The organism is Xanthomonas maliensis, from assembly GCF_009192945.1.
Lineage (GTDB): Bacteria > Pseudomonadota > Gammaproteobacteria > Xanthomonadales > Xanthomonadaceae > Xanthomonas > Xanthomonas maliensis.
The window spans coordinates 20014-46592 of the sequence record NZ_NSET01000031.1 but is presented as its reverse complement, the minus strand read 5'-3'; the positions used below and the strand labels follow the sequence as shown (position 1 = coordinate 46592).

Here is a 26579-nt window from a genome sequence, read left to right as displayed (position 1 = left end):
TGGCTTGACACAGCGACACTCGGCTTGGTTTTCTGACCAGAGCACAAAGCAGCGTTAAAGCGGGCCGCGAGCATAGTAAGTCCCGCATCGGGACGCGGTTTCTCGCCCGACTATGCTCACCAGCAACAGCTTGATTGCGATGATGGTTCGTGCCGCGACGACATCAGTCACGCACCTCCTTCGTCTTAGATCGTGGAGTCTTTGCCCCAGCGCTCTCGGTCACCTCTTTCAGGCCCGGGATAGCGCAGTCGATACGGCGAGCGCAAAGCGCAGGGCGCGCTCGCGAGCAACGGATCCGCCAATGGCTGCGGCTGGCACCGCACCATGCATGCTTGCTGACGCGCATGCCTCATCACTTTCTGCCCAGGCCATGCATCTCCTAGGTCGCGTGTAGTGATGCTGATGCCTGATGACGCGCCATGCCGATGTGATGACGGATCTAGCCTGCACCGCGCTGTCACACAGCATGCTTGGGAGTGCACCTAATCGCCCAGACTTTCCAAACCTGCTGGCAACAAAAACCCCGCAGGTGCGGGGTTTTTGCGATCAAGCCAAGGACAACACGATCAGTCGCCCAGCGTCAGCAGCGAGGCATTGCCGCCGGCTGCGGTGGTGTTGACTGTGACGACCTTTTCGGTCGCAAAGCGCAGCAGATAGTGCGGCCCGCCGGCCTTGGGGCCGGTGCCCGATAGCCCCTGGCCGCCGAAGGGCTGCACGCCGACGACTGCGCCGATCTGGTTGCGGTTGACGTAGACATTGCCTACGGCCACGCGCGATGCGATGCGCTCGATGGTTTCGTCGATCCGCGAATGCACGCCCAGGGTCAGGCCGTAGCCGGTAGCGTTGATCTGGTCGATCACCGCATCGAGCTGATCGGCTTTCCAGCGAATCACGTGCAGCACCGGGCCAAAGATCTCGCGCTGCAGCTGCTCCAGAGAGCGTAGCTCGTAAGCACGCGGGGCAAAGAAACTGCCATTGGCAGTGGCCGCGTCCAGCGTGGTGCTGCCGATCGCGCGCGCTTCGCGATCCATGCGGGTGGCGTGCTCCTGCAGGATCGCCAGTGCATCGGCGTCGATCACCGGACCAACGTCGGTGGAGAGCAGCGCAGGATCGCCGATCTTCAGTTCGCCCATGGCACCGGCAAGCATGGTCATCACCTTGTCGGCGATGTCGTCCTGCACGAACAGCACACGCGCGGCCGAGCAGCGCTGTCCGGCGGAGATGAAAGCGCTGGAAATGGCGTCCTTTACCACTGCCTCGGGCAGCGATGAGGAGTCCGCAATAAAGGCATTCTGGCCGCCGGTCTCGGCAATCAACACCCCGATCGCGGCGTCGCGCGCGGCCATGGCGCGGTTGATGCTGCGGGCGGTTTCGGTGGAGCCGGTGAAAGCCACGCCCGCCACGCGAGCGTCGGCGGTCAGCGCGGCACCAACGGTGGCGCCGTCGCCGGGCAGGAACTGCACCACTGCCTCGGGAACGCCGGCTTCGTGCAACAGCTTTACGGCGGCATAGCCGACCAGGTTGGTCTGTTCGGCGGGCTTGGCAATGACGCTATTGCCGGCTGCCAGCGCGGCGGCGACCTGGCCCAGGAAGATCGCCAGTGGGAAGTTCCAGGGGCTGATGCAGACGAACAGGCCACGGCCATGCAGCTGCAATTCGTTGGACTCGCCGGTCGGACCGGGCAGGCGCTCGGGGGCACCGAACTGCCCACGCGCCTGGCCGGCGTAGTAGCGCAGGAAGTCCACCGCTTCGCGCACTTCGGCCACCGCGTCGGGCAGGGTCTTGCCGGCTTCCTTGACGCAGATCGCAATGAACTCCGGCATGCGGGCCTCCAGCAGGTCGGCCGCATGTTCGAGGATGGTGGCGCGACTGGCGGCGGGGGTGCGATTCCAGGCCGGCTGGGCGGCGCTCGCGCTGGCCAGGGACTGCTGCACGGTTGTGCTGTCGGTCGCTTGCCAATGGCCCACGACCTGGCGGCGATCGGCTGGGTTGCGCACTTCCTGCCGTGGCGTGCCGACCACTGCACCAGGCACCAGCGGAGCGGCTGTCCATGGCTTGACGGCGGTATTGAGTTGCTCGGCCAGCTGCCGCAGATCGTTGTCGTTGGCGAGATTGGCGCCCATGGAGTTCTTCCTGTTCTGGTTCTGGCTGCGCAACAGATCGGTTGGCAGCGGGATCTTCGGATGCGGGATGGAGACGAACGACGACACCGCTTCGACCGGGTCGCGGATCAGGTCTTCGATGGCGACATCCTCGTCGGTAATGCGATTGACGAAGCTGGAGTTGGCGCCGTTCTCGAGCAGGCGGCGTACCAGGTAGGGCAGTAGATCCTCGTGCGAACCGACCGGCGCGTACACACGGCACGGTAATCCCAGCCGATCTGCGGGGATGACCTCGGCATAGAGGTCATCGCCCATGCCGTGCAACTTCTGGTGCTCGTATGTTTTGCCGCCGGCAATCGCACGCACGGCCGCGATGGTCTGCGCATTGTGCGTGGCGAACATCGGGTACAGCGCATCGCTGTGGGCGAACATGCGGCGCGCGCAGGCCAGATAGGACACGTCGGTATTCTGCTTGCGGGTAAACACCGGATAGCCCGGATGGCCATCGACCTGCGCGCGCTTGATTTCCGCATCCCAGTAGGCGCCTTTGACCAGGCGCACCGGAATGCGGCGGCCGATGCGGCGCGCCAGGTCGGCCAGGAAGTCGATCGTGTAGGGCGTGCGCTTCTGGTAGGCCTGCACCGCCAGGCCATAGCCTTCCCAGCCGTCCAGCGACGGATCGGAGAACGTCGCTTCGATGATGTCCAGCGACAGCTCCAGCCGGTCGGCTTCTTCGGCGTCGACGGTGTAGCCGATGCCGTAGGACTTGGCCAGTTGCGCCAACTCCAGCACGCCGGGGACCAGCTCGGCCATGACGCGGGCGCGCTTGGCATGTTCGTAGCGCGGATACAGTGCCGACAGTTTGATCGAAATGCTGGGAGCAGCGAACACATCGCTGCCGAGGAAGTTGCCGCTGCGGCCAATGGCGTGGATCGCATCGCGATACGCCTGCAGATAGCGCTGCGCGTCCTTCATGGTCAGTGCGCCTTCGCCGAGCATGTCGAACGAATAGCGATAGTTGGCGTTATCGCCCTTGCGCGAGCGCGCAAGTGCCTCGCCGATGGTGCGCCCCATCACGAATTGGTGGCCCATGATCTTCATCGCCTGCCGCACGGCCAGGCGGATCACCGGCTCGCCGACGCGGCCGATCAGCCGCTTGAACGCACCAGGGACGTCGGCACGGGTCAGGTCGTTGAGCTGGACCAGCTTGCCGGTGAGCATCAGGCCCCAGGTCGATGCGTTGACCAACACCGAATCGCTGCCGCCCAGGTGCTTCTTCCAGTCGGCCTCGCCGAGTTTGTCGCGGATCAGCTTGTCGGCGGTGTCCTGGTCGGGAATGCGCAGCAACGCCTCGGCCACGCACATCAGCAGCACGCCCTCCTCGCTGCCGAGGTCGTACTGGCGCATGAAGGCCTCGATCGCGCCCTGGTCCTGTGCCCGCGCACGGACGCGGGTGACCAGATCGGCCGCCACTGCCTGCACCTTGGCCTGTTCGGCGGCGGGCAGACGCGCCTGGTCGAGCAGCTCACGCACGTGCTCGGTTTCGTCCTTGAGCCAGGCGGCGGTGATGGCCGCGCGCAGCGCGCTGGGCGGGGAGGGCAGTTCCGGCGCCAGCAGCGGGCGCGCGGGAGAGGAAGCGGCAAGCGGATCGAGCTGGGCGTTCATACGAAGGGCCTTGGGATGCGCGCTCATTCTAGGGAGCCGCTGTGCGGCGCACTTGTGCGGAAACGGCAGCTTTCCTGCCGTTTTACGCATGCCGTGCGGTCCTGGCGTCGGCGCGCCTGGTGGCCAGGGTCCCGCAGCGCCGGTGCGCGCGAAGTGATTGATTTGGAGCCACTTTTGGTTGCACTGCAGCAAACCTGAGGCGATGCGAAACGCTTGCCGCGGTTGAGTGCACGGGTCTACCATCGGTTCATTCCCGCAGTCCGCTGCGAGCTGCCAATGATCGAAGTGTTGCCATTGGTTTCTGAGGAAGCGGGCACGCAGTTGCGCTTGCGGCCTCCGCGCTCGCTGTCGCGTCGGCAGTTCGTGCAGGTGTTTGCGGTGCTGGCGGGAACGATGTGGGTGTTTGCAGGCCTGGGGTGGTGGACCGGCAATGTGTTCGCGCCGGTGTTCGCCCTGTTGCACAGTGGTGTGGTGGCGTTGGCGCTGCGGCAGACATGGCGGAGCGGCGACCGCGAAGAAGCGATCCGGGTCGGCGCGACAGTGGTCGAAGTCTGTCCGTCGGGGCGTGCGCCACCAGCGTTTCGGGCACATCCACATTGGGTGCGCCTGCGCATGGAACGGGACGACAGGGTGCTGTTGGTCAGCAGCGGCAGGCAGATCGAGATCGGAAGCTTTCTCGGGCCGGCCGAACGCATGGAACTGGCAGCTACGCTGAAACGCTTGCTCGCGGCCGTCGATGGCCGTCACCGATGACGTAAGGGTCTAGGCAATGACGCAACGCAGCAGCTGGAAGGCAGGATTTGGCAAGGGCGTGCTGGCCATGGTGGCCACCATGTGCGCACCGGCGGCGTGGGCGCAGTCGGCCGATCCCAAGGAATGGCAGCTCAACATGGGGCGCGGCGTGACCCACACCGCGCGCATGGCCTATGAGGCGCATATGGTGGCGCTGTGGGTCTGCGTGGTGATCGGCGTGCTGGTGTTTGGCGCCATGGGCTACGCGATCTTCAAATTCCGCAAGTCCAAAGGTGCGGTGGCGGCGCAGTTCAGCCACAACACCCAGGCCGAAGTGCTGTGGACGGTGATTCCGGTGCTGGTGCTGATCGCGATGGCCTGGCCGGCCACCGCCAAGTTGATCGCCATGTACGACACCCGCGACTCGGAGATGACCATCAAGGTCACCGGTTACCAGTGGATGTGGAAGTACGAATACCTGGGCCAGGGTGTGGAGTTCACCAGCCGACTGGCACGTGAGTCGGATCGCATCCGCCAGAGCGGCGAGCGCCCGACGGTCGCGTCGCAGCCGCACTATCTATTGGATGTCGACAACCGACTGGTGCTGCCGGTCAATACCAAGATCCGCTTCGTGATCACCGCCGACGACGTCATTCATGCCTGGTGGGTCCCGGCGCTGGGCTGGAAGCAGGACGCCATTCCGGGCATCGTCAATGAAGCCTGGACCAACATCGAGCAGCCGGGCGTCTATCGCGGCCAGTGCGCCGAACTGTGCGGCAAGGATCATGGCTTCATGCCGATCGTGGTCGAAGTACTGCCCAAGGCCGAGTTCCAGCGCTGGCTGGCCGCCCGTCGCGCGGCCTCGGCGCCGTCGCAACCTGCCGCGCCGGCGGCAACACCGGCACCTGCCGCGCCCGCGGCGCCGGCTGCCGCTGCTGCCGGCCAGGCCACCGCTCCTTAATCGCTCGCACCCGCTTCGCTCGCAGAGGTCGTTCCGTCATGGCGCACACCGCAGTCGATCACCACGGACACCACCAGCCCGGTTTCGTCGAGCGCTGGTTCTTCTCGACCAACCACAAGGACATCGGCACGCTCTACCTGCTGTTCTCCTTCGTGATGTTCATCATCGGCGCGGCGATGAGCGTGGTGATCCGCGCCGAGCTGATGCAACCCGGCCTGCAGTTCGTCAAGCCGGAGTTCTTCAACCAGATGACCACCGTGCATGCGCTGGTGATGATCTTCGGCGGGGTGATGCCGGCCTTCGTGGGGTTGGCCAACTGGATGATCCCGTTGCAGATCGGTGCGCCCGACATGGCGTTGCCGCGCATGAACAACTGGTCGTTCTGGCTGCTGCCGGTCGCATTCACGCTGTTGCTGCTGACGCTGTTCCTGCCCGGCGGTGCGCCGGCGGGCGGCTGGACCATGTACCCGCCGCTGATGTTGCAGGGCGGCTACAACGTCGCCTTCTCGGTGTTCGCCATCCACGTGGCCGGCGTCAGTTCGATCATGGGCGCGATCAACATCATCGCCACCGTGCTCAACATGCGCGCGCCAGGCATCGACCTGCTGAAGATGCCGATTTTCTGCTGGGCCTGGCTGATCACCGCCTTCCTGCTGATCGCGGTGATGCCGGTGCTGGCCGGTGCGGTCACCATGCTGCTGACCGACAAGTTCTTCGGCACCTCGTTCTTCAACGCCGCCGGCGGCGGCGATCCAGTGATGTACCAGCACATCTTCTGGTTCTTCGGGCATCCGGAGGTCTACATCATGATCCTGCCGGCGTTCGGCGTGGTCAGCGAGATCATTCCGACCTTCAGTCGCAAGCCGCTGTTCGGCTACCAGGCGATGGTCTACGCCATTGCCGCGATCGCCTTCCTGAGCTTCATCGTCTGGGCCCACCACATGTTCACCGTGGGCATGCCGCTGGGCGGCGAAATCTATTTCATGTTCGCCACGATGCTGATCTCCATCCCGACCGGGGTGAAGGTGTTCAACTGGGTCAGCACGATGTGGAAGGGCTCGCTGACCTTCGAATCGCCGATGTTGTGGGCGGTGGCCTTCGTGATCCTGTTCAGTATCGGCGGCTTTTCCGGACTGATGCTGGCGATCGTGCCGGCGGACTTTCAGTATCACGACACTTACTTCGTGGTGGCGCATTTCCACTACGTGCTGGTGACCGGCGCGGTATTCGCGCTGATCGCCGCGGTGTATTACTGGTGGCCAAAGTGGACCGGCCGTATGTACAACGAGACGCTGGCCAAGTTCCATTTCTGGTGGACGATGATCTTCGTCAATCTGCTGTTCTTCCCGCAGCATTTTCTCGGCTTGGCCGGTATGCCGCGGCGTATTCCCGACTACAACGTGGTGTTCGCCGATTGGAACATGGTCAGTTCGATCGGTGCCTTCGGCATGTTCGTCACGCCATTCCTGATGGCAGGCATTCTGCTGGCCTCGCTGCGTAGCGGCGCGCGCGCCGATGCGCGCGCCTGGGAAGGCGCCAAGGGGCTGGAATGGACAGTGCCCTCGCCCGCACCGGCGCACACCTTCACCGTGCCGCCGGTGATCAAGCCTGGAGATCTCGCCCATGAAGACATCGGCCACTGAGTCCGAGCCGAGCGCGGCGGTGACGCGGTTGTTGTCGGCGGCCGAACGGCAGGCACAGCAGCGTCGCGCGGTGCGTCGCACGGCATTGACCGTCGCGGCGGTGGCGTTGCTGATCTACCTGGGCTTCATCGCCTCGGGAGTGCTGGGACGATGACGGCACGCGCACCGGCACCCACCGCAGGGTTGTTCAAGCTGCTGGGCGTGGTGCTGGGGGTGTTCGTGCTGACCTTTTCGCTTGTGCCGCTGTACCGCATCGCCTGCGAGAAGGTTTTCGGGATTCGTATGGAGCGCGCGCCCGGCTCCGGCAGCGCTGCGGCCATCGGTGGCGCGGCCGGCAAGCGGACCGTGCGGGTGGAGTTCGACGCCGGAGTCAACTCGCGTCTGCCGTGGACCTTCCACCCCGAGCAACTGACGATGGACGTGGTGCCAGGCGAGCTCAACGAGGCGTCCTACTTCGCACGCAACGACAGCGCGCATGCGGTGGTCGGCAGCGCGGTGCCCTCGGTGGCGCCGGCACGCGCGTCGGGCTACTTCACCAAGACCGAGTGCTTCTGCTTCACGGCACAGACGCTGCAGGCCGGCGAAACGCGCGACATGCCGCTGCGTTTCATCGTCGATCCGGCGTTGCCGCCGGAGGTCACCACAATCACCTTGTCCTACACGTTCTATCGCAACGATGCACTGAGCTCGGCACTGCCAGGCGGTGGCGCTGGCGCGCCGCGTGCGGCGCCCTGATTTCTTTCCACCCGTACACCGACACGGAAGCAAGGCCATGGCAGATCACAGTCCCCACGCCGACGCGTATTTCGTCCCGAGCCAGAGCAGGTGGCCGTTTGTCGGCTCCATTGCGATGTTCGTGATGATGATCGGCGTGGCCAGTTGGCTCAACGATGCCGGATGGGGGCGCTGGACCTTCCTGGCCGGCGTGGCGATGTTGATAGCGACGTTGTTCATGTGGTTCGGTGACGTCATTCGCGAGTCGACTGCCGGCAACTACAACCGGCAGGTGGACGGCTCGTTCCGGATGGGGATGGTGTGGTTCATTTTCTCGGAAGTGATGTTCTTCGCCGCCTTCTTCGGCGCGCTGTTCTATACGCGCACGCTGGCCTTGCCGTGGTTGGGCGGTCAGGGCGACGGTGTGATGACCAACGAGTTGTTGTGGAATGGCTACTCGGCCGGCTGGCCCACCAATGGGCCGGGGGCGATCGGCGGGCAGTTCCAGACCATTCCGGCCTGGGGCCTGCCGCTGGTCAACACGCTGATCCTGCTGAGCTCGGGCGTCACCCTGACCATTGCCCATCACGCGTTGAAGGCCGGCCGGCGTGGTGCCCTGCTGGTGTGGCTGGGCGCCACAGTATTGCTCGGCTGCGTGTTCCTGTTCCTGCAGGCCGAGGAATACATCCATGCCTACAGCGAACTCAATCTGACCCTGGGCTCGGGCATCTATGGTTCGACCTTTTTCATGCTCACCGGCTTCCACGGCATGCATGTCGCGCTGGGCACGATCATGCTGCTGGTCATGTGGCTGCGTGCGGCCCGGGGACACTTCACCCGCGACCATCACTTCGCCTTCGAAGCGGCGGCCTGGTATTGGCACTTCGTCGACGTGGTGTGGCTGGCGCTGTTCCTGTTCGTCTACGTGCTTTGAGGGCGGGCAACGGGGCGGGATGGGAGATCGGCACGCGCGGCCTTGCCTCAGGTGGTAACGCTCACCGGTGCCTTGCGGGTACTCCCGACGCGCTCAGCGACCAACGCCGTGCGGCTTGATCCAGCCGGTGTAGATGCCAACGATCACCACGGCGATCAAGGCCACCGATAATCCGATACGCCAGGTCAGCGCATTGACGGTGCGCTTGCTCTGGCCGCGGTCGGTCAGCAAATAGTAGAGGCCGGCACCCAGGTTCCACAGGATGACGATCAGGAAGGCGACAATCAGCAGCGTCTTGAGCGAATCGTTCACAGCAGCCCCGGCGATCGGCGTGATGCCGGCATTGCACGCCTTTTTGCGCGACTTGTCATGACGCGCAAGCACACGCTGCTGCTGGGCTGGTGCCTGGCACTGGGATTGAGCGCCGTCTTCGTGGCGTTAGGACAATGGCAACTGCAGCGGATGCATGCCAAGCAGCAGCTGCTCGAGCGCGCTGCCCATGTGCGGGAGACGACGATGAGCTTGGCGGCGGCACTGGCGCATCCCGATCGACTGGCCTGGGTGAGCGGGCGCGGTCGGTTCCTGCCGCAGCAGATCCTGCTCGATAATCAGCTGCACGCCGGGCAGGCCGGCATTCGCGTCTATCAACTGGTCGCGCCGGACGCGGCCGCCGGCACGCTGCTAGTGGACCTGGGCTGGTTGCCGATGCCGGCCGATCGCCGCTTGCCGGTCGTGCCGTTGCTGCAGGGCGGGCTCGCGTTGCAAGGGTTACTGACCGCGCCGCCATCGGCTGGCCTGGCTCTCGGGCCAGCACTGACGCCAGCCGGCGCTGCGCATGCCTGGCTGGCCACCCGCATGGAGCCGGAGGCGGTCCGGCGGGCGTTGGGCAGGCGCGACATTTCGTCGCAGGTGTTGCGGCTGGATCCAGCCATTGCGGTGGGTTATGCGCGCGACCTGGACATGCTGCCCAACACCTTGCCGCCCGCGCGCCACCTGGCTTATGCGGTGCAATGGTTCGGGCTGGCGCTGGCGGCGTTGGTCACCGCCGGACTGCTGACCTGGCGCGGTCGGCGTCGGCGCGACGGGCACTGATGCCCGCGCCATGAGAAAATCGCGGGCATGACGTCCTCCACATCGCCCACGCCGCGCGCGGTCCGACGCGGCCGCAGGATGCTGATCGCCCTGGCGGTGCTGTTCTTCGGCTCGATGCTGGTGGCAGGCGCTCTGCGCTTTGCCGGCTGGCAGCCGACGACGATGCGCAACCATGGCGAGCTGCTGTCGCCACCGACCGATCTGCGCGCACGCACGCCACTGCGTGCCGATGGCCAACCGTATTCCTGGCAGCCGGCCGAGCGCATGTGGCGCATCGCGCTGGCGCCGCCGGCCGGGTGCGGGCAGTCCTGTGTGCGCCTGGCGGCCGACCTGGACAAGGTCTGGCAGCTGCTGGGCCATCAAGCCGACAAGGTGGAGGTCCTGTGGATCGGTCCGCCGCCGGCGGGTCTGCCGCCGATGTCGGCACTGCGCGTGCTGCGCGACGATGCCGGCTTGCGGCAGGCGCTGCCGCGCGTGGATGACCCAGCCGGCGTGCCGGTATACGTGATCGACCCCAATGGCTTTGTGATCCTGCGCTATGCCCCGGGCTTCGATCCGGCTGGTCTGCGCGCCGATCTGGTCAAGCTGCTGAAATTGATGTGAGGCCGTTTCGATGACCTTGTTTGCACCACCGGCGCTGTTCCGGCACTTCCATCGCATGGCCTGGCTGGCGGCCTTGTTCACCGCCAGCACGATCCTGTTCGGTTCGTTCGTGCGGCTGTCCGATGCCGGTATGAGTTGTCCCGATTGGCCGACTTGCTACGGGCGCGTGACCTGGCCGCAGACCAGCGACGAAGCCAACACGCACGCCGCCAGCAAGATCCGTCCGCTGGAAACGCACAAGGCCTGGCGCGAGCAGGTGCATCGCTTCCTGGCCGGTGCGCTGGGAGTGGAAGTGCTGGTGCTGTCGTTGCTGGCGGTCCGCCGCCGACGCCTGGGGATCGCCCAGGTGGTCGCTGCAGCGCTGCTGGTGGCGCTGTCGATTCCGCTGTACATGTCCGGCTGGCATGCACTGGCCATGGGCGTGGCGATCGCCGGTGAGGCGATCCTGCTGCTGTCGGCCTTGCGCTGGAGCAACCTCGATCTGGCGCGTGCGGCGGTGCTGACGCTGGCGGTGGTGATCTTCCAGGCACTGCTGGGCATGTGGACAGTGACCCTGCTGCTCAAGCCCATCGTGGTCATGGGGCATCTGCTGGGCGGCATGCTGATGTTCTCGCTGCTGGTGTGGATGGCCTGGCGCGCCACCCACCTACCGATCACCCTGGCCGACGCGACGCGCCTGAAATGGCTGCTGCGTGCCGGCGTGGCAGTGCTGGCGCTGCAGATCGCCCTGGGCGGTTGGGTCAGTTCCAACTATGCGGCGCTGGCCTGTGGCGGCGGCAGTTGGTCGGCCGACAACTTCCCGCGCTGCGTCAGCCAATGGTGGCCGCCGCACGATTTCCGCGAGGGCTTCACCGTGTGGCGCGGCATCGGCGTGGACTACGAAGGCGGCGTGCTCGATGGCGCCTCGCGTATCGCGATCCAGATGGCGCATCGCCTGTGGGCGATCGCCACCGCGCTGTACCTGTGGTGGCTGGCGTGGCGGTTGTCGCGCTTTCCGGGCATGCGCGTATGGGCTGCGGCCTTGGCAGTGCTGGTGGCGGTGCAGGTGACCTTGGGCGTGCTCAACGTCAAGTTGGCGCTGCCGCTGGAGGTGTCGGTCATGCACAACGGTGGCGCGGTGGCGTTGTTGTTCGTGCTGGTCTCGCTGTTGGCGCGGCTGCGCGCGCCGGAGTGAGCATGGCCGTCAGCGCACGCGATTACTGGGATTTGACCAAGCCGAAGGTGGTGGCACTGATCGTGTTCACCGCCCTGGTCGGCATGTTCCTGGCCATTCCCGGAATGCCGACCTGGCTGCAGGTGCGCACCGGCGCGCTGGGGTTTCTGGGCATCTGGCTGGCCGCGTCGGCGGCGGCGGCGATCAATCAATTGCTGGACGCCAAGATCGACGCACAGATGGCGCGCACGTCGTGGCGCCCGCTGGTGGTGGGCAAGGTGCGTCCGGCGCAGGTGCTGGCGTTTGCCGGCGTGTTGATCGTGATCTCGATGACCATCCTGGTGGTCTGGGTGAACACGATCACCGCGGTGCTGACCTTCGCCTCGCTGATCGGCTACGCGGTGATCTACACCGTCTACCTCAAGCGGGCGACCTCGCAGAACATCGTCATCGGCGGTCTGGCCGGCGCGACGCCGCCGATGCTGGGCTGGGCGGCGGTGACCGGCCTGTCGAGCAGTGCCGACTGGATCAATGCGTCGCTGCTGGTGCTGATCATCTTCATCTGGACCCCGCCGCACTTCTGGGCGCTGGCGATCTTCCGGCGCGCCGACTACGCCAAGGCCGCCATCCCGATGTTGCCGGTGACCCATGGCGTGCCGCATACGCGCCGGCAGATTCTGGTCTACACGGTGCTGCTGGCGATCGTGACCTTGCTGCCGGTGGCGGTGGGCATGAGCGGAGTGTTCTATCTCGGCGGCGCGGTCGTGCTCAACAGCGTCTTCCTCTGGTATGCCTGGCGCATGCTCGATCCGCCGAACGAATTGTTCTCGATGAAGATGTTCGGCTATTCGGTGGTCTATCTGATGGCCTTGTTCGCCTTTCTGATGGTCGACCACCTGCTGCTGCCCTGGGTGCAGTGAGCGCGCCCATCGCACGAGGACCTCAACTCAGCCACGTGCCGCAGGCGTGAGCGGCCTTGCTGTCGCAGTGGCCTTGCGCCTGCTGACGTAGGCGCGCCAGCATCTGGTCGCCTTGTTGTGGGTGCTGCTTGCTCCAGGCCTTGAGCATACCGCCAAGCTTGTCGAAGCGTTCGCGGGTGCGCTCGCGGTAACCGTCCGACTGGCCGGCGAGTGCCTCGATCAATTGGCCGGTGGTCGCTTCGATTGCCGCCGCATCTCCAGGGTTCAAGCGGATCAAGCCGACGACATAGCGCATGCCGTAGGCGATGCGCGTGGTTGGCGCATCGGCAGTCTCGTAGCCTTTTTTCAACCAGGACAGCGCGGTCCGGGTGTCGCCGCGCTTCTCTGCGAATGCAGCCAGCGTGGGCATGTAGTAGTACGGGGTCTTGCTGCGGCTCACTTCGGCCATCACCAATTGCTCGGCGTCGCTGCTGTCGCCGATCTCGCCCAACAGCCACGCCGCGTCGCTGATGGTCGATTGGCGCTCTTCGGTGGTCTTGGCAGTGGCCACCGCCCATCGCACCCGCTGCCGCACCAGCTTGACCAGCTCCGCCGGCAGCGGCGGCGGCGTCCCGTGCGGTGGGGTTTCCGTCGGCTGTCCCTGTGCCAGACGCGCCAATGCGATGCGGACCTCGGCGGTATCCAGGCGATCGACGATCGGCAGCGAAGGATCGGCGTAGAGCGTGTCCATCGCCTTGTTGAAGCGGTCGGATAAGCGCAGGCGCTCGGCGGGATCGCGGCTGGCAGCAGCGATCAAGCGCGGTGCGACCGAGGTCAAGACGTCGCGGTTGGCGCGCACTTCTGCAGGATCGGCGAGCACGGCGTCCAGCAGCGTGCGATACGAAGGGTTGGTCGCCGGCGGCGTTTGCGCCGCCTCCAGCGCAAGCAGCGCAAAGCTGCGTTGCAAGGCCGGTTGCGGTGCCGTCTGGGAGAGCTGGGTGAACATCTCGACCCTGTGGTCGGCGTCGAGCAGTTGGTCATCCATGTCCCAGGCATGGGTTGCCAACACGGCCCAGTCGTCCGCGCTCAGTGTGGCAGGGTGGTGTAGCGCGGTGTCCAGCAGCTGCTTGGCCGACTGACTACCGCGTGCCGCAACCCGCAAGACTTCACTGAGTTGCGCGATGTCCGCATCGCCGCTCAGACGGGTGATCTCGCTGCGGTCCGGACGCAGCACGATGATGGTGGGATAGCCCTTGATGCCGAAGCGCTCGCCCCAGGCTTGCGCGCTGTCGGTATCGCCATCCAGGTGTACGGCCACGAAGCTGCGTGTGCGGGCGATGAAGCCGGGATCCTTGAACAGCGTCGTCTTGAGCCGATTGCAAGGCGGGCACCAGGCAGCGCCCCAGTACAGCAGCAGCGGCTTGCCGCTTTGCTTGGCCTCGGCGAAGGCCGCTTCGAGATCGCCCTCGCGCCAGGCGATGCTGGCTGACGCAGCCGCTGGCTTGCCTGGTGGCGGCGGCGGAGCGGCAGGCTTGTCGCAGCCGCTCAGGAGGGTGAGCGCCAGCAGTAGGGGAATCAGCGGGAGCGAAAGAGGGCGGCACGACAGCGTCATGAGTGATCACCGATGCGGGGGAAGGCACAACGTCGAGCGACCGGACTGCGCGCCGCATGCGGGCGCGTACCAGCTACGTTGTAGCGTCACGGCGAACGCGAGGTCGTTGGTCGGTGCGAAATCCTGTTATCTGAAACGCATGGGCCGCCGCGTGGTTTCGCAAGGGCGGACGGGCGTGTGGCGATGGGGCCATCGCACGCGTTCGTCGACGACCTGCGCGTTCCATCTGCGCGTTGTCCCTGCATGCGGACTGCTGTCGCACGAACGCTGCTCGGCGTCCCTGCAGCAGGACGGTGTTGCCTTGCCGATGGCCGAGTACGTGTTGCCGCTGCGGCGTCGCGCCCCTGGCCAGCCGCATGCTTGCCAGATTGCGACGGCAGCAGGTGACTGCGGACGCTCAGCTCAACCAGTTGGCGCAGTCGGCAGCCTTGTCGCTGCCGCAATTGGATTGCATCTTCTGCCGCAGGCGGACAAGGACCGCGCTGCCTTGCTGGGGATGCTGCTTGCTCCAGGTCTTGAGCATTGCGCCAAGCATGTCGAAGCGTTGCCGGGTCCGCTGTCGATAGCCGTCGGGTTGGCCGGTCAGTTCGCCGATCACCTGGGACGCCGCTGTCTCGATGGTCGCGGGATCGTCCGGACGGAGGCGGATCAAACCGCTCACATAGTCGACGCCCCACTGCACCCGGGTGGCCGGGCCTTGTGCACTGTCGTAGGCCCGCTTGAGCCAGGACAGCGCGGTCGTGGGGTCGCCGCGCTGCTCGGCCAGATCGGCCAGCTCCGGCATGTAGTAGTAAGGCGTCCTGCTACGGGGCAGTTCGGCCAGCAGTAGTTGCTCGGCGCCGTCGCTATCGCCCACCAGCTGTAGCGTCCCGGCAGCCGCACTGACGGTAGCCTGGCGCTCTTCGGGCGTCTGAGCCGCCTGCACCGCCCAGTCGACCCGCTGATGCACGGCCTGCGTCACGGCAGGAGGGAGCGGCAATGGCGGCTGCGGCGACTCGCCGTCGATGGGTTGCCCTTGCGCAAGCCGGGCGAGCTGGATCTTCGCATCGGCGGTCGCCAGGCGGTCGACGATCGGCAACGAGGGATCGGCATACACCGCATCCAGTGCCCGATCCAGTGCGGCGGACAAGCGCGCACGGGTGGCCGCATCATTGGCCGCCGCGGCAATCAGCCGGGCAGGCGCGTAGGTGAGCGGGTCCAGGTTGGCGCGAACCTGCACCGGATCGGCCAGCACCGCTTCCAGCAAGGTCCGGTTGGCCGGTGCGGCGGCGGGGGCAGCCCGCCCTTCGGCCAGCGCGGCCAGCGCAAAGCGATGCTGCAACGCTGGCTGCGGCGCCGCCTTGGCCAGCCGCATCAATACCTCGGCGGCATCGTCGGCCTTGAGCAACTGGTCGTCGGTGCCCCAGTCGTAGTAGCTCAGGATGGCCCAATCGTCGGCGTTCAACGCCTGCGGCGTCTGCCGCGCCTTGTCCAGCAGCTGCTTGACGGTCGTGCTGCGGCTGGCTGCCACCCGCAGCACGTCGCTGAGCTTGGCGGCATCGGGATCGCCCGCCAGGCGGGTGATCTCGCTGCGGTCCGGGCGCAACACGATGATGGTAGGATAGACCTTGATGCCGAAGCGTTCGCCCCAGCGCTGGGCGCCTTCCGAGTCGCCATCCAGATGCACGGCCACGAAGCTGCGCGTGCGGGCGATGAAGCCGGGATCCTTGAACAAGGTGGACTTGAGCCGATTGCAGGGCGGGCACCAGGCAGCGCCCCAATACAACAGGACCGGTTTGCCGGTCTGCTTGGCCTCAGCGAAGGCGTCTTCGACATCGCCTTCGCGCCAGGCGATGCCGGCCGGCGCAGCGGATGGTTTGCCCGGCGGTGGCGGGGTGGCGGGCCTGTCGCAGCCGCTCAGCAAGGTCAGCCCCAGCAGCAAGGCGGTCACAGAGCGCAACACAGGGCGGCACGGCAGTGGCATGGACGATCACCGAGGCGGAGGCAGGGGGCGCGCAGCATCGCGTGCGCCGGCCAGCACGACGCGTGCAGACGGGCGACCTCGGCGTTGTAGCGTGGTGGCCAACCGACTGTCTTCGATCGATGCGAAACGCCGTTACCGCAAGCGCACACACCTGCGGCGACGCGTGGTGACACTGCGCCGACGCGGCGCGCGCTGCAGATCGTTGCGACGGTAACGACCACCGCCAGGGATCAGCGGCTGTTGTCCGATACGGCCTTGCCTGGCGTACTGCGTGCATAGCGGGCTGCCACCACCGCGCAGACGATCAATTGCACCTGGTGATACAGCATGATCGGCAAGACGATCGCGCCGAGTCCGCCGCTGGCGAACATCACCTTGGCCATCGGCACGCCGGTGGCCAGGCTCTTCTTCGAACCGCAAAACACAATCGCGATCTCGTCGGCGCGGTCGAAGTGCAGGCGTCGGGACAGGAAGGTGATCAACACCATGGCTACCGCCAGCACCACGATGGCGCAGGCCAGTACCGCCAGCAATGCCGGCAACGGGGTCTTTTGCCACAGCCCTTCGTTGACCGAGGCGCTGAAGGCGGTATAGACCACCAGCAGGATGGTGCCCTGGTCGGTGTAACGCAGGATGGCGCGATGGCGTTCGACCCAGCCGCCGATCCAGGGCCGCAGGAAGTGCCCGGCCAGGAACGGCACCAGCAACTGCAGCAGGATCTTGCCGATTGCCTGTGCCGGATGCTCCATGCCCCCCTGGCTGCCGACCAGCAGGGTCATCAGCAATGGGGTAATGAACACGCCGAGCAGGCTGGAAAGAGACGCCGCACAGACTGCGGCCGGCACGTTGCCGCCGGCCATCGAGGTGAACGCGATCGAGGACTGCACGGTCGACGGTAGCGCGCAGAGGAACAGCACACCGACGAACAACTGCGGCGTCAACAGCAGATGGCCGACCGGCTTGAGCAGCCATCCAATCAGGGGGAACAACACGAAGGTGCAGGCCAGGATCAGCAGATGCAGCCGCCAGTGCAGCGCGCCGGCCTTGACCGCCTCGCGCGACAGGCGCGCGCCGTGCAGGAAGAACAACGCGGCGATCGCCACATCGGTGACATCGTCCATGATCGCTGCTGCGATTCCTGTGACTGGCAACAGCGAGGCCAGCGTGACTGTTGCCAGCAAGGCGAGCGTGAATGGATCGATGCGCAGGCGCGCCAGCCACTGTTTGATCATCGGGACACTTGTCGGTCGTGAAGCGCGAGAGACATGGATGCCATTGTAAAGGCAGTGGCGCGATGCGGTTGCGGCTGCTCAGCGTGCGCCGGGGCGCAGTCGCAGCAACTCGCGCAGTTCGTACTTGGCGGCGCTGTCGAGCGAACCGAAAGGCACCGCCTGCAATTCTTCCAGCCGTTGTTGCAGGGTCTGCGTTTCCAGTTGCTGCGCCACGTCGTGCAGCTCCTGGCGCCAGCTGTCGACATCGCCGGGGATGTCCACCACTGCCAGCTTCTGCAACGCCGGGAGCTCTTCGCGTTCGGAAAAATGCTCCAGCAGGGCACCGGTGGTGATGTCCGGACGGGCGTGCACGATCTGCAGCAGTTCCAGCAGCAAGCCGATGCCCGGCAGGCGCAGCTCGGTGAAGTGATAAGGCGGCTGCAGGTCCAGCGCCAGTGCCGGGCGATGCAGCAGCCGAATGATCGCCTCGCGCACCAGGCTGCGCTTTTGCGCGACCGGCGGTGCGCGGCGCGGCGGACGTGCGGGCGCTGCCGCGGTACCGGGGCCGGTTGCGCTGGCACCGACGCCGGTCAACTCGGTCAGCCGCTGGCGCATCAGATCGCCGAAGGCGCCATCGGGCATCTGCGTCAGCATCGGTTTGGCGCGTTCGGCCAGGCGTGCCTTGCCATCGAGCGTCTGCAGGTTGATCTGCCGCGACATCTCGTCGAAGAAGAATTGCGACAGCGGCGTGGCCTGGGCGAGTCGGGCATCGAACGCCGCGGCGCCTTCCTTGCGCACGATGGTGTCCGGATCCTCGCCGTCGGGCAGGAACAGGAAGAACGCCTGGCGGCCATCCTTCATGCGTGGCAGCACCGATTCGAGCGCGCGCCACGCTGCCTTGCGCCCGGCGGCATCGCCATCGAAGCAGAAGTACACATCCGGCGCGTTGCGGAACAACAGCTCGGCATGTTCGGGCGTGGTCGCCGTGCCCAGCGTCGCCACCGCCTGGTTCACGCCGAACTGGAACAACGAGACCACATCCATGTAGCCCTCGACCACGATCAGCCGCTCGATCTTCTGGTTGGCCTGGCGCACCTGCCACAGGCCGTACAGCTCGCGGCCCTTGTGGAACAGCGCGGTCTCTGGCGAGTTGAGGTACTTGGGGCCGGGGTCGCGGCCATCGGCCGGCGCGCCGAGGATGCGCCCGCCGAAGGCGATGACGCGCCCGCGACGGTCGAAGATCGGAAACATCACCCGGTCGCGGAACTTGTCGTAGACATGACCGCGATCGTTCTTGGAAAACAGCCCGGCACGGTCGAGCAGGGTCATGCGCCGCTGGTCGGTGCCGAGCGTGTCCTTCAGCGCGCTGTAGCCGTCGGGCGCGTAGCCGATCTGGAAGCGCGCGCGGACCTCGGCATCGACGCCGCGCCCCCCCAGGTACTCGGCCGCGCGCGCATTGCCGTCCAGCTGCCGTTGGAAGAACCGGCTGGCCGCTTCCAGTGCCGAGTACAGCTCGCGGCTGTCGTCCTGCTGCTGCGCACTGCGCTGCTGGGTTTCGCGCGGAATCTCCATGCCGGCCCGCTTGGCCAGCTCGTCGACCGCGTCGAGGAACTCCAGGCGGTCGTAGTTCATCAGGAAGCTGATCGCCGTGCCGTGCGCGCCGCAGCCGAAGCAGTGATAGAACTGCTTGGTTGGGGAGACGGTGAAGGAGGCCGAGCGCTCGTCGTGGAACGGACAGCGCGCGGCGTATTCCTTGCCCTGGCGCTTGAGCGGCACGCGCCCGCCCACCACCTCGACGATGTCGGTGCGTGCAAGCAGTTCGTCGATGAACGCGTCGGGGATGCGGGCCATCCCGCTAGGATAATCGGTGCGGCCGGTCACCGCCTGCTGCAGGCGGCAGTACGCCGCCGCGTGAGCGGAACGCTGTCGTGCAGGTGCGGCCAGCCGTTAGCGCTGTTCGGTGGCCGCCGCGGAGGCCAAGGTCGGCGGCGGGTGGTCCGGGTCCACGCCGGCATCGCGCAGCTTGCGATGCGAGCGCACCCGCTCGTCGATCACCGCAGTCAGCAACGCGCCGACGAAGAACACCACCGAGGCGTAGTACATCCACACCAGCAGGATCACCAGCGTGCCCATCGAGCCATAGGCGCTGCCGGGAGCGGCCGTGGCGATATACAGGCCGATCGCATAGCGCCCCAGCGCGAACAGGATGGCGGTGATGACGCCGCCGAGGAAGGCCTGCCGCCAGTTGACGGTGCGGTCGGGCAGGTAGCGGTAGAGAAAGGCGAATGCCAGCGCGTACAGCGCCAGGGTGGTGATGTAGCCGACCGCCGGCAGGATCGATGGCAGGCGGGCGAATACCACCTGCAGGGCGGTGGTGGCGATCATCGACACGATCAGCAGGAAGCCCAGCGCCAGGATCACGCCGAACGAAAACACGCGCTTCTTCAGCCACGCCATCAGCCCTTCCAGGCGCTGTTTGTCGGTGCGAAAAATCAGGTTCAAGGCGTTCTGCAACTGCGCGAACACGGCGGTGGCGCCGACGAACAACAGCAACGTGCTCCACAGACCGGCGAGCGAGCCGATGCCGGGTTGATCGGTGGCATTGCGGATCACCGTGTCGGCGACTTCGGCGGCGCTGCCGCCGGCCAGTTGGCCGATCTGCTGTACCAGCGCTTCCTGCGCCGGTGGATAGAGCGAGGCGGTCAGCCACAGCAACAGCACCAGTAGCGGCGCCAGCGAGAGCAGGGCGTAGAACGACAGCGATGCCGCCTGGGTCATCACATCGATCTCGATGAAGCGGTTCAGCAGCGCCATCGGCAGGCTGCGCTGCAGCCGGGCCAGATGCTTTTGCAGGTAATCGTTCGAGAGCGTGGTCACCGGCCGGGAAGCCCTTGGCGCATACCGTTGCTGCTACAGGGCAGGAGGACGAAGCCGGTATGCGGGAGGCCTGGTCCGCGCCTGCAGCGCAGGGTCGTTCTAACAGGGCGGCACCAAAGGTGCGGTGAAAGCGCGGCGCGGAACGGCGCGCTGGCGCCGTCCCGCCCGCCCGGCTCAGCCTGCCAGGTGACGCTTGACCAGGGCGGATACCAGGCCCATGTCGGCCTGACCGGCCAGCTTGGGCTTGAGTGCGCCCATCAGCTTGCCCATGTCGGCCGGGCCGCTGGCGCCGGTCTCGGCGATCGCTGCCTGGATGGCCGCCACGATCTCCGCCTCGCCCATCTTGGCCGGCAGATAGCGTTCGATCACCACGATCTCCTCGCGCTCGACCTGGGCCAGGTCCTCGCGTGCGGCCGCCTCGTACTGCGTGACCGAGTCCTTGCGCTGCTTGACCATCTTGTCGAGCACCGCAATCACCGCGGCATCGTCCACGGCGATGCGCTCGTCGACTTCCTTCTGCTTGATCGCGGCATTGATCAGCCGGATCACGCCCAGCGTGTGCTTGTCACCCGCCTTCATGGCGGCCTTCATGTCGTCGGTGAGCTGTTGCTTGAGGGACATGCTGTACTCCTGGAGTGCGGATGGAGGCGCCGACGTGGGCTGGTCGGCGCAGGGGCGGCCGATCGCAGGCACGGGCGGGAGGGAAGCGCCGGCGCCGCGGTCGGCACCAATGCAAAAAGCCGGCGACGCTTGCGCGTGCCGGCTCCTGGGTCCCGCTCCGCGAGGCAGCGCCTGCAGCGCCCGCCCCACGACCGGAGACCGCGATCGATCAGTACAAGCGCTGGCGCTTGGTGACGTCGCGCGAGGAACGACGCAGCTGACGCTTCACGGCAGCGGCAGCCTTGCGCTTGCGCTCCTGGGTCGGCTTTTCGTAGAACTCGCGCTTGCGGGTTTCGGCCAGCACGCCGGCCTTTTCGCAGGTGCGCTTGAAACGACGGAGCGCAAATTCGAAGGGCTCGTTCTCGCGGACTTTAACGCTGGGCATGGGTTCTCCAGAATAATGGGATTTCCGTCCGGGAGCCCCGGGCGGGTGCGAGCGGACTCGCGTGACGGAAGTTCCGGGTTTCCCCGGCGAGCCGCGCATTATAACGACTTGTGGGCGGCCTGCAAGTCCCGGGCGCCGCATCCCGTCCAGATCGGTCTTGGTGGTCTCGCCCATCTGGTGCCGACAGCGGTCGGCCAGCGGCCGATCGCGGCGAAAAGCTGCGAAAATGCACCGATGAACCTGTCTGGTGGACGCTCGTGAAAGTCCTGGGAATCGAATCCTCGTGTGATGAGACCGGTGTGGCGGTCTACGACACCGATCTGTCGGGTGTGGCCGCGCTGCGCGCCCACGCGGTCTATAGCCAGATCGCCTTGCACGCTGAATACGGTGGCGTGGTGCCTGAGCTGGCCAGCCGCGACCATGTGCGCAAGCTGTTGCCGCTGATCCGCCAGACGCTGGCGGATGCCGGCTTGGCCATCGACGACCTGGACGGCGTGGCCTATACCGCCGGCCCGGGCCTGGTTGGCGCCTTGCTGGTCGGTGCCGGGGTCGCGCGGTCGCTGGCCTGGGCACTGGAGGTGCCGGCGATCGGCGTCCACCATATGGAGGGCCACCTGCTGGCGCCGTTGATGGAAGACGATCCGCCGCAGGCGCCGTTCGTCGCCCTGTTGGTGTCCGGTGGCCACACCCAATTGGTGGCGGTGCGCGCGCTGGGCGAATACGCCGTGCTCGGCGAGACGCTGGACGATGCGGCCGGCGAAGCCTTCGACAAGACGGCCAAGATGATGGGGCTGCCGTATCCGGGCGGTCCCCAGTTGGCGGCGCTGGCCGAGACCGGCACGCCAGGGCGCTACAAATTTGCACGGCCGATGACCGATCGGCCCGGGCTGGATTTCAGCTTCAGCGGGCTCAAGACCCAGGTGCTGCTGGCCTGGCGCGACAGCGACCAGTCCGAGCGCACGCGCGCCGATATCGCACGCGGTTTCGAAGACGCGGTGGTGGAGACGTTGGCGATCAAGTGCAGCCGCGCGCTGGATGCGGCCGGCTGCAACACCTTGGTGGTGGCCGGCGGTGTCGGTGCCAACAAGCGCTTGCGTGCACGCCTGCAGGAAGCGGCACAAGCGCGCGGCGGGCGGGTCTGTTTCCCGCGGCCGGCGCTGTGCACCGACAATGGCGCCATGATCGCCTTCGCTGGCGCGCTGCGGCTGCAGGCCGGCGAACGCGCCACTGCGGCGGTGCAGGTGACGCCGCGGTGGGACATGGCCAGTCTGCCGTCGTTGGCGGCGCAGGATCCGGGACGGGAGATGCGGGATGCGTAGCAACCGCTGCCGCATGGTCTTCGCGCGCCTGCCACTTCCGCATCCCTCATCCGCACGTCCCGCTGCCCATGGATAAAGTCTTTATTGAAGGTCTGGAAATCGAGGCGCTGATCGGCATCTACGATTGGGAGCGCCGCATCCGTCAGACGCTGCGCTTCGATCTGGAAATGGGCTTCGACAATCGCCTGCCGGCCGCCAGCGACGACATCGCCGACACGCTGAACTACAAGGCGGTGAGCAAGCGGTTGATCGCCTTCGTCGAGGCGTCCGACTTCGGTCTGGTGGAGACCCTGGCCGAGCGCTGTGCGGCGATCGTGCTGGAGGAATTCCAGGTGTCGTGGCTGCGCCTCAAGCTCAGCAAGCCCGGCGCGGTTCGCGGGGCAAAGGCGGTCGGGGTCATCATCGAGCGCGAGCGTGCGCGCTGAGCGTCTGCTGAGCCGATCGCTGACAGGGCCGGACGTCCAGGGCGGGATGCCTCGCATCCATAAGCCTGAATAGCAGACTGAACCGGACCGGTCGCTTTTAACTTGAAGCCGGCATCAGGCTAGAATTGCCGGCCATGTAAACGTTTTCTCAAGGATCTCATGGCTGCTGACCGCATCGATTCCCTGATTGCCCGCATGACCGTCGAAGAGAAGGTTGGACAGCTGGGGGTATTTGCCGACATGGTGCGGCCGTTCGCGCCGGACGTGAATCCCGAAGCCAATGTGCGCAACGCCGACGAGGTGTTGCAGCAGGTCCGCGAGGGGCGGGTCGGCTCGCTGTTCAACGGCGTGGGTGCCGCGCTGGGCGCACAGATCCAGAAGGTGGCGGTGGAAGAGAGCCGGTTGGGGATCCCGGTGATCCTGGCGGCCGACGTGATCCATGGCATGCGCACGGTGTTTCCGATTCCGTTGGGTGAGGCAGCCAGCTTCGAACCGGCGCTGGCCGAGCGCACCGCGCGCGCCACCGCGATCGAGGCCACCGCGGCCGGCCTGCACTGGACCTACGCGCCAGCGGTGGACATCGCCCGCGACCAGCGCTGGGGACGCGGTGCCGAAGGTGCCGGCGAGGACGTGGTGCTGGGGGTGGCCTTTGCCGCGGCCCGCGTGCGTGGCTTCCAGGGACAGGACCTGAAGGCTGCAGACAGCCTGCTGGCCACGCCGAAGCATTTCGCCGCGTATGGCGCGGTGGCGGCCGGCATGGAATACAACACGGTGGACATCGCGCCGCAGACGCTGCGCGATGTGCATCTGCCACCGTTCAAGGCGGCGTTCGCGGCCGGTGCATTGACGGTGATGTCATCGTTCAACGATATCAACGGCGTGCCGGCCAGCGCCAACCATGAGTTGCTGACCGACATCCTGCGCGGGGAATGGCGGTTCCCGGGCGTGGTGATCTCCGACTACACCGCCGATATGGAATTGATCGCGCATGGCTATGCCGCCGACGAGCGCGATGCCACCAAGAAGGCTTTCCTGGCCGGCCTGGACCTGAGCATGCAGAGCGGCTTTTACGCCGCGCATCTGCCGTCGCTGGTGGAGAGCGGTGAGGTGCCGATGGAGGTGCTGGATGCCAGCGTGCGCCGCATCCTGGCGCTGAAGGAGGCCATCGGCTTGTTCGACAATCCGTACCGATCGCTGGATCCGGCGCGCGAAGCCGACACCAGCTATCTGCCGGCGCACGACGCGTTGTCGCGCGATGCGGCGCGGCGTTCGATCGTGCTGCTGAAGAACGAGGGCGATGTCCTGCCGCTGAAGAAAGAGGGGCAGCGCATCGCCTTGATCGGTCCGTTCGTGCAGGACCGCGAGAACATCGAGGGTTGCTGGACACTGTTCGGCGACAAACAGCGCTACGTGACCCTGGAACAGGGCGTGCGCGCGGTGGTCGGCAACGAGCTGCTGCAGGTGGTGCCGGGCTGCGGACTGGAAGAGCCGCTGCCAGGCGGGATTTCCGCTGCCATCGATGCGGCGCAGGCTGCCGATGTGGTGGTGCTGGCGCTGGGCGAGCCGCAGCGCTTCAGCGGCGAGGCGCAGTCGCGCACCGAGATCGTCTTGCCGCCTGCGCAGCAGGCGCTGGCCGAAGCGGTGGCCGCCACCGGCACGCCGCTGGTGGTATTGCTGCGCAATGGCCGCGCGCTGGCCTTGCAGGGAGCGGTGCGCGATGCGGCGGCAATTGCCGTGACCTGGTATCTGGGGACCCAGACCGGCACCGCGGTGGCCGACGTGTTGTTCGGCGATTACAACCCCTCGGCGCGGCTGCCGATCAGCTTCCCGCAGTCCAGCGGACAGCAGCCGTTCTTCTACAACCACGCGCGCACCGGGCGGCCGGAGCTGCCGACGCTGTCCGAATACAAGGCACGTTGGCGCGAGATGTCCAACACGCCGTTGTATCCGTTCGGTCATGGCCTGAGCTATACCAGCTTCGCCTACGACGCCCCGCAGTTGAGTCGTTCGCAGCTGGGCTGGGATCAGGCACTGACGATTCGTACCCGCATCCGCAACACCGGCGCGCGGGCTGGCGAGGAAGTGGTGCAACTGTACGTGCACGATCGCGTCGCCAGCCGCGTGCGACCGGTGCGCGAACTCAAGGATTTCCGCAAGCTGCTGCTGCAGCCCGGCGAGAGTGCGGAGGTCGAATTCACCCTCACGCGCGAGGCGCTCGCCTTTACCAATCCCAAGGGCGTGTTCGGTGCCGAGCCGGGCGTGTTCGATGTGTGGGTGTGCGCATCGGCGACCAGCGGTGAGCCGGTCAGCTTCGAGTTGCTGGCGGCTGAGTGACGCTCAGCCAGTGCCGTCGCCGGCATGGCGACGGCACTGCACCGACCCGTTGGCTCAGGCGTCGCTGTCGACGGCGGCCTTGCGCTTGGGCGTCAGTTTCAACAGCCGTCCAGTGCTGCCGCTGGCTTCGTCTTCCAGCAACCACAAGGCGCCGTCCGGGCCTTGCTCCACTTCGCGGATGCGCGCGCCCATGTCGTAGCGCGCCACTTCGCGCGGCTGCTCGTCCAGCGTCACCTGCACCAACGACATCGACGACAGGCCGCCGATGAAGCCGTTGCCGCGCCAGGCGGGGAACTGGTTGCCGCTATAGATCACAAAGCCTGCCGGAGAGATCACCGGCGTCCAGCTGATCTTGGGAGCGGCGAATTCCGGGCGGGTGCTGTGGTCGGGAATCGGCCGGCCATCGTAATGATCGCCATCGGAGACGATCGGATAGCCGTAGTTGGCGCCACGCTGGATCAGGTTGAGCTCATCGCCGCCGGCCGGGCCCATTTCGTGTTCCCACAACTGGCCCTTGCTGTCGAAGGCGATGCCGAGCACGTTGCGATGACCGAGCGACCACACCTGCGCAGCGACGCCACCCTGGGCGACGAAGGGATTATCGGCCGGGACGCTGCCATCGTCGTTGAGGCGGATCAGCTTGCCGAGATTGGCCTTCATGTCCTGCGCCGGGTCGAATTTCTGCCGTTCGCTGGAGCTGATCCACAACTTGCCATCGGGGCCGAATGCCAGGCGATGACCGAAGTGACCGTTACCGCTGACCTTGGGGTCTTGCCGCCAGATCACTTTCAGGTCCGATAGCGCGCCGCCGCCGGTCGCATCCAGCGTCAATTTGGCGCGCGCCACGGCCGCGCCGCGGGTATCGCCCTGTCCAGGCTCGGCGTAGCTGATGTACACCCACCCGTTACGGGCGAAGCGGGGATGCGCCAGCACATCGCCGAAGCCACCCTGGCCACCATAGGCCACCGCGGGCACGCCGCTGATCGGGCGTTTGCGTTTGGTCTTGAGGTCGAAGCGGGTGAGATTGCCGCGTTTCTCGGTCACCAGCAGGCTGCCATCGGGCAGGAAGGTCATGGCCCAAGGCTCGTCGAAGTCCGCCACTGGCGTAGCCTGGAATGGCCATTGGGCCTCGGGAATGCTGGCCGCCGGCGCAGTGGCCGGGGCGGCGTTGGCAGTGCCGGCGGTAAACAGGATGGCCGAGCACGCCAGTGCAAGGAGACGTCGGACAGTCATGGGATCCTCCAGGGGATGAGGACGGGCACGTCGCAGCCCTCCCGCAACGTGTCCCGCGTCGG

At 66.3% G+C, this 26579-nt stretch carries 23 protein-coding genes; 13 read left to right on the top strand and 10 right to left on the bottom strand.

The window, feature by feature from the left end:
* Positions 1–566: 566 nt before the first annotated feature.
* Positions 567–3767, bottom strand: coding sequence for a bifunctional proline dehydrogenase/L-glutamate gamma-semialdehyde dehydrogenase PutA (gene putA, locus CKY51_RS10360; protein ID WP_022971332.1), 3201 nt, complete (start codon positions 3765–3767; stop codon positions 567–569).
* A 276-nt stretch (positions 3768–4043) separates the two neighbouring features.
* Here putA and CKY51_RS10355 point away from each other — a divergent pair, with 276 nt between their 5' ends.
* From CKY51_RS10355 to CKY51_RS10330, 6 genes are read left to right on the top strand one after another with little or no spacing between them, the layout of a single operon-like run.
* A complete protein-coding gene (locus CKY51_RS10355) occupies positions 4044–4520 on the top strand; it encodes a DUF2244 domain-containing protein (protein WP_031338891.1) in 477 nt (158 codons plus the stop codon).
* 16 nt (positions 4521–4536) lie between these two features.
* Complete coding sequence (gene coxB, locus CKY51_RS10350; RefSeq protein WP_022971330.1) at positions 4537–5460, top strand: cytochrome c oxidase subunit II; 924 nt, start codon at positions 4537–4539, stop codon at positions 5458–5460.
* A 38-nt stretch (positions 5461–5498) separates the two neighbouring features.
* Entirely contained in the window at positions 5499–7103 is a 1605-nt protein-coding gene (ctaD, locus tag CKY51_RS10345; RefSeq protein WP_152249180.1) for a cytochrome c oxidase subunit I, read from the top strand.
* The gene (locus CKY51_RS10340) at positions 7084–7257 is read left to right on the top strand and encodes a hypothetical protein (protein WP_022971327.1); all 174 of its coding nucleotides are present in this window, start codon (positions 7084–7086) and stop codon (positions 7255–7257) included. Before ctaD ends, CKY51_RS10340 begins: the two co-directional genes overlap by 20 nt.
* Entirely contained in the window at positions 7254–7838 is a 585-nt protein-coding gene (locus tag CKY51_RS10335; RefSeq protein ID WP_022971326.1) for a cytochrome c oxidase assembly protein, read from the top strand. Before CKY51_RS10340 ends, CKY51_RS10335 begins: the two co-directional genes overlap by 4 nt.
* A 37-nt stretch (positions 7839–7875) precedes the next feature.
* Positions 7876–8751, top strand: coding sequence for a cytochrome c oxidase subunit 3 (locus CKY51_RS10330; protein WP_152249179.1), 876 nt, complete (start codon positions 7876–7878; stop codon positions 8749–8751).
* Between the two features lie 93 nt (positions 8752–8844).
* Here the strand turns inward: CKY51_RS10330 and CKY51_RS10325 are convergent, their stop codons facing one another.
* Positions 8845–9063 carry a twin transmembrane helix small protein gene (locus CKY51_RS10325; RefSeq protein ID WP_031338879.1) on the bottom strand — a complete coding sequence of 73 codons (219 nt, stop codon included), beginning with the start codon at positions 9061–9063 and terminating at the stop codon, positions 8845–8847.
* A 57-nt stretch (positions 9064–9120) separates the two neighbouring features.
* On the opposite strand from CKY51_RS10325, the gene CKY51_RS10320 reads away from it, so the two are divergent.
* Genes CKY51_RS10320 through cyoE form a run of 4 tightly spaced genes read left to right on the top strand, consistent with a single transcriptional unit; the run spans position 9121 to position 12519 of the window.
* Complete coding sequence (locus CKY51_RS10320; RefSeq protein ID WP_031338878.1) at positions 9121–9843, top strand: SURF1 family protein; 723 nt, start codon at positions 9121–9123, stop codon at positions 9841–9843.
* Positions 9844–9870: 27 nt separating this feature from the next.
* Positions 9871–10446, top strand: a complete 576-nt coding sequence (locus tag CKY51_RS10315) for a hypothetical protein (protein WP_031338877.1) — start codon at positions 9871–9873, stop codon at positions 10444–10446.
* Positions 10447–10456: 10 nt separating this feature from the next.
* Positions 10457–11620, top strand: a complete 1164-nt coding sequence (locus tag CKY51_RS10310; RefSeq protein ID WP_022971322.1) for a COX15/CtaA family protein — start codon at positions 10457–10459, stop codon at positions 11618–11620.
* 2 nt (positions 11621–11622) lie between these two features.
* Positions 11623–12519 (top strand): heme o synthase, encoded by an 897-nt coding sequence (cyoE, locus tag CKY51_RS10305; protein WP_031338876.1) that lies wholly within the window; start codon positions 11623–11625, stop codon positions 12517–12519.
* 22 nt (positions 12520–12541) lie between these two features.
* Here the strand turns inward: cyoE and CKY51_RS10300 are convergent, their stop codons facing one another.
* From CKY51_RS10300 to rpsU, 7 genes are all read right to left on the bottom strand, one after another.
* Positions 12542–14110, bottom strand: a complete 1569-nt coding sequence (locus CKY51_RS10300; RefSeq protein ID WP_022971320.1) for a thioredoxin family protein — start codon at positions 14108–14110, stop codon at positions 12542–12544.
* A gap of 397 nt (positions 14111–14507) precedes the next feature.
* Positions 14508–16073, bottom strand: coding sequence for a thioredoxin family protein (locus CKY51_RS10295; protein WP_031338874.1), 1566 nt, complete (start codon positions 16071–16073; stop codon positions 14508–14510).
* A 230-nt stretch (positions 16074–16303) separates the two neighbouring features.
* Positions 16304–17305: a bile acid:sodium symporter family protein gene (locus CKY51_RS10290; RefSeq protein ID WP_022971318.1), complete on the bottom strand. Its 1002-nt coding sequence runs from the start codon at positions 17303–17305 to the stop codon at positions 16304–16306.
* Between the two features lie 78 nt (positions 17306–17383).
* A complete protein-coding gene (gene dnaG / locus CKY51_RS10285; protein WP_022971317.1) occupies positions 17384–19135 on the bottom strand; it encodes a DNA primase in 1752 nt (583 codons plus the stop codon).
* Positions 19136–19231: 96 nt separating this feature from the next.
* Positions 19232–20161 carry a YihY/virulence factor BrkB family protein gene (locus CKY51_RS10280; RefSeq protein ID WP_022971316.1) on the bottom strand — a complete coding sequence of 310 codons (930 nt, stop codon included), beginning with the start codon at positions 20159–20161 and terminating at the stop codon, positions 19232–19234.
* A gap of 174 nt (positions 20162–20335) precedes the next feature.
* Positions 20336–20782 (bottom strand): GatB/YqeY domain-containing protein, encoded by a 447-nt coding sequence (locus CKY51_RS10275; RefSeq protein WP_022971315.1) that lies wholly within the window; start codon positions 20780–20782, stop codon positions 20336–20338.
* A 208-nt stretch (positions 20783–20990) separates the two neighbouring features.
* A complete protein-coding gene (gene rpsU / locus CKY51_RS10270) occupies positions 20991–21206 on the bottom strand; it encodes a 30S ribosomal protein S21 (protein WP_002808376.1) in 216 nt (71 codons plus the stop codon).
* 257 nt (positions 21207–21463) lie between these two features.
* Between rpsU and tsaD the strand changes: the two genes are divergently transcribed.
* From tsaD to CKY51_RS10255, 3 genes are all read left to right on the top strand, one after another.
* On the top strand, positions 21464–22525 hold the full coding sequence (gene tsaD, locus CKY51_RS10265) for a tRNA (adenosine(37)-N6)-threonylcarbamoyltransferase complex transferase subunit TsaD (RefSeq protein WP_031338872.1): 1062 nt from the start codon (positions 21464–21466) through the stop codon (positions 22523–22525).
* Between the two features lie 68 nt (positions 22526–22593).
* Positions 22594–22950: a dihydroneopterin aldolase gene (gene folB / locus CKY51_RS10260; RefSeq protein WP_022971313.1), complete on the top strand. Its 357-nt coding sequence runs from the start codon at positions 22594–22596 to the stop codon at positions 22948–22950.
* A gap of 159 nt (positions 22951–23109) precedes the next feature.
* Positions 23110–25284, top strand: a complete 2175-nt coding sequence (locus CKY51_RS10255) for a glycoside hydrolase family 3 N-terminal domain-containing protein (protein ID WP_022971312.1) — start codon at positions 23110–23112, stop codon at positions 25282–25284.
* Positions 25285–25338: 54 nt separating this feature from the next.
* Here the strand turns inward: CKY51_RS10255 and CKY51_RS10250 are convergent, their stop codons facing one another.
* Positions 25339–26517 carry a PQQ-dependent sugar dehydrogenase gene (locus tag CKY51_RS10250; protein WP_022971311.1) on the bottom strand — a complete coding sequence of 393 codons (1179 nt, stop codon included), beginning with the start codon at positions 26515–26517 and terminating at the stop codon, positions 25339–25341.
* Positions 26518–26579 lie beyond the last annotated feature (62 nt).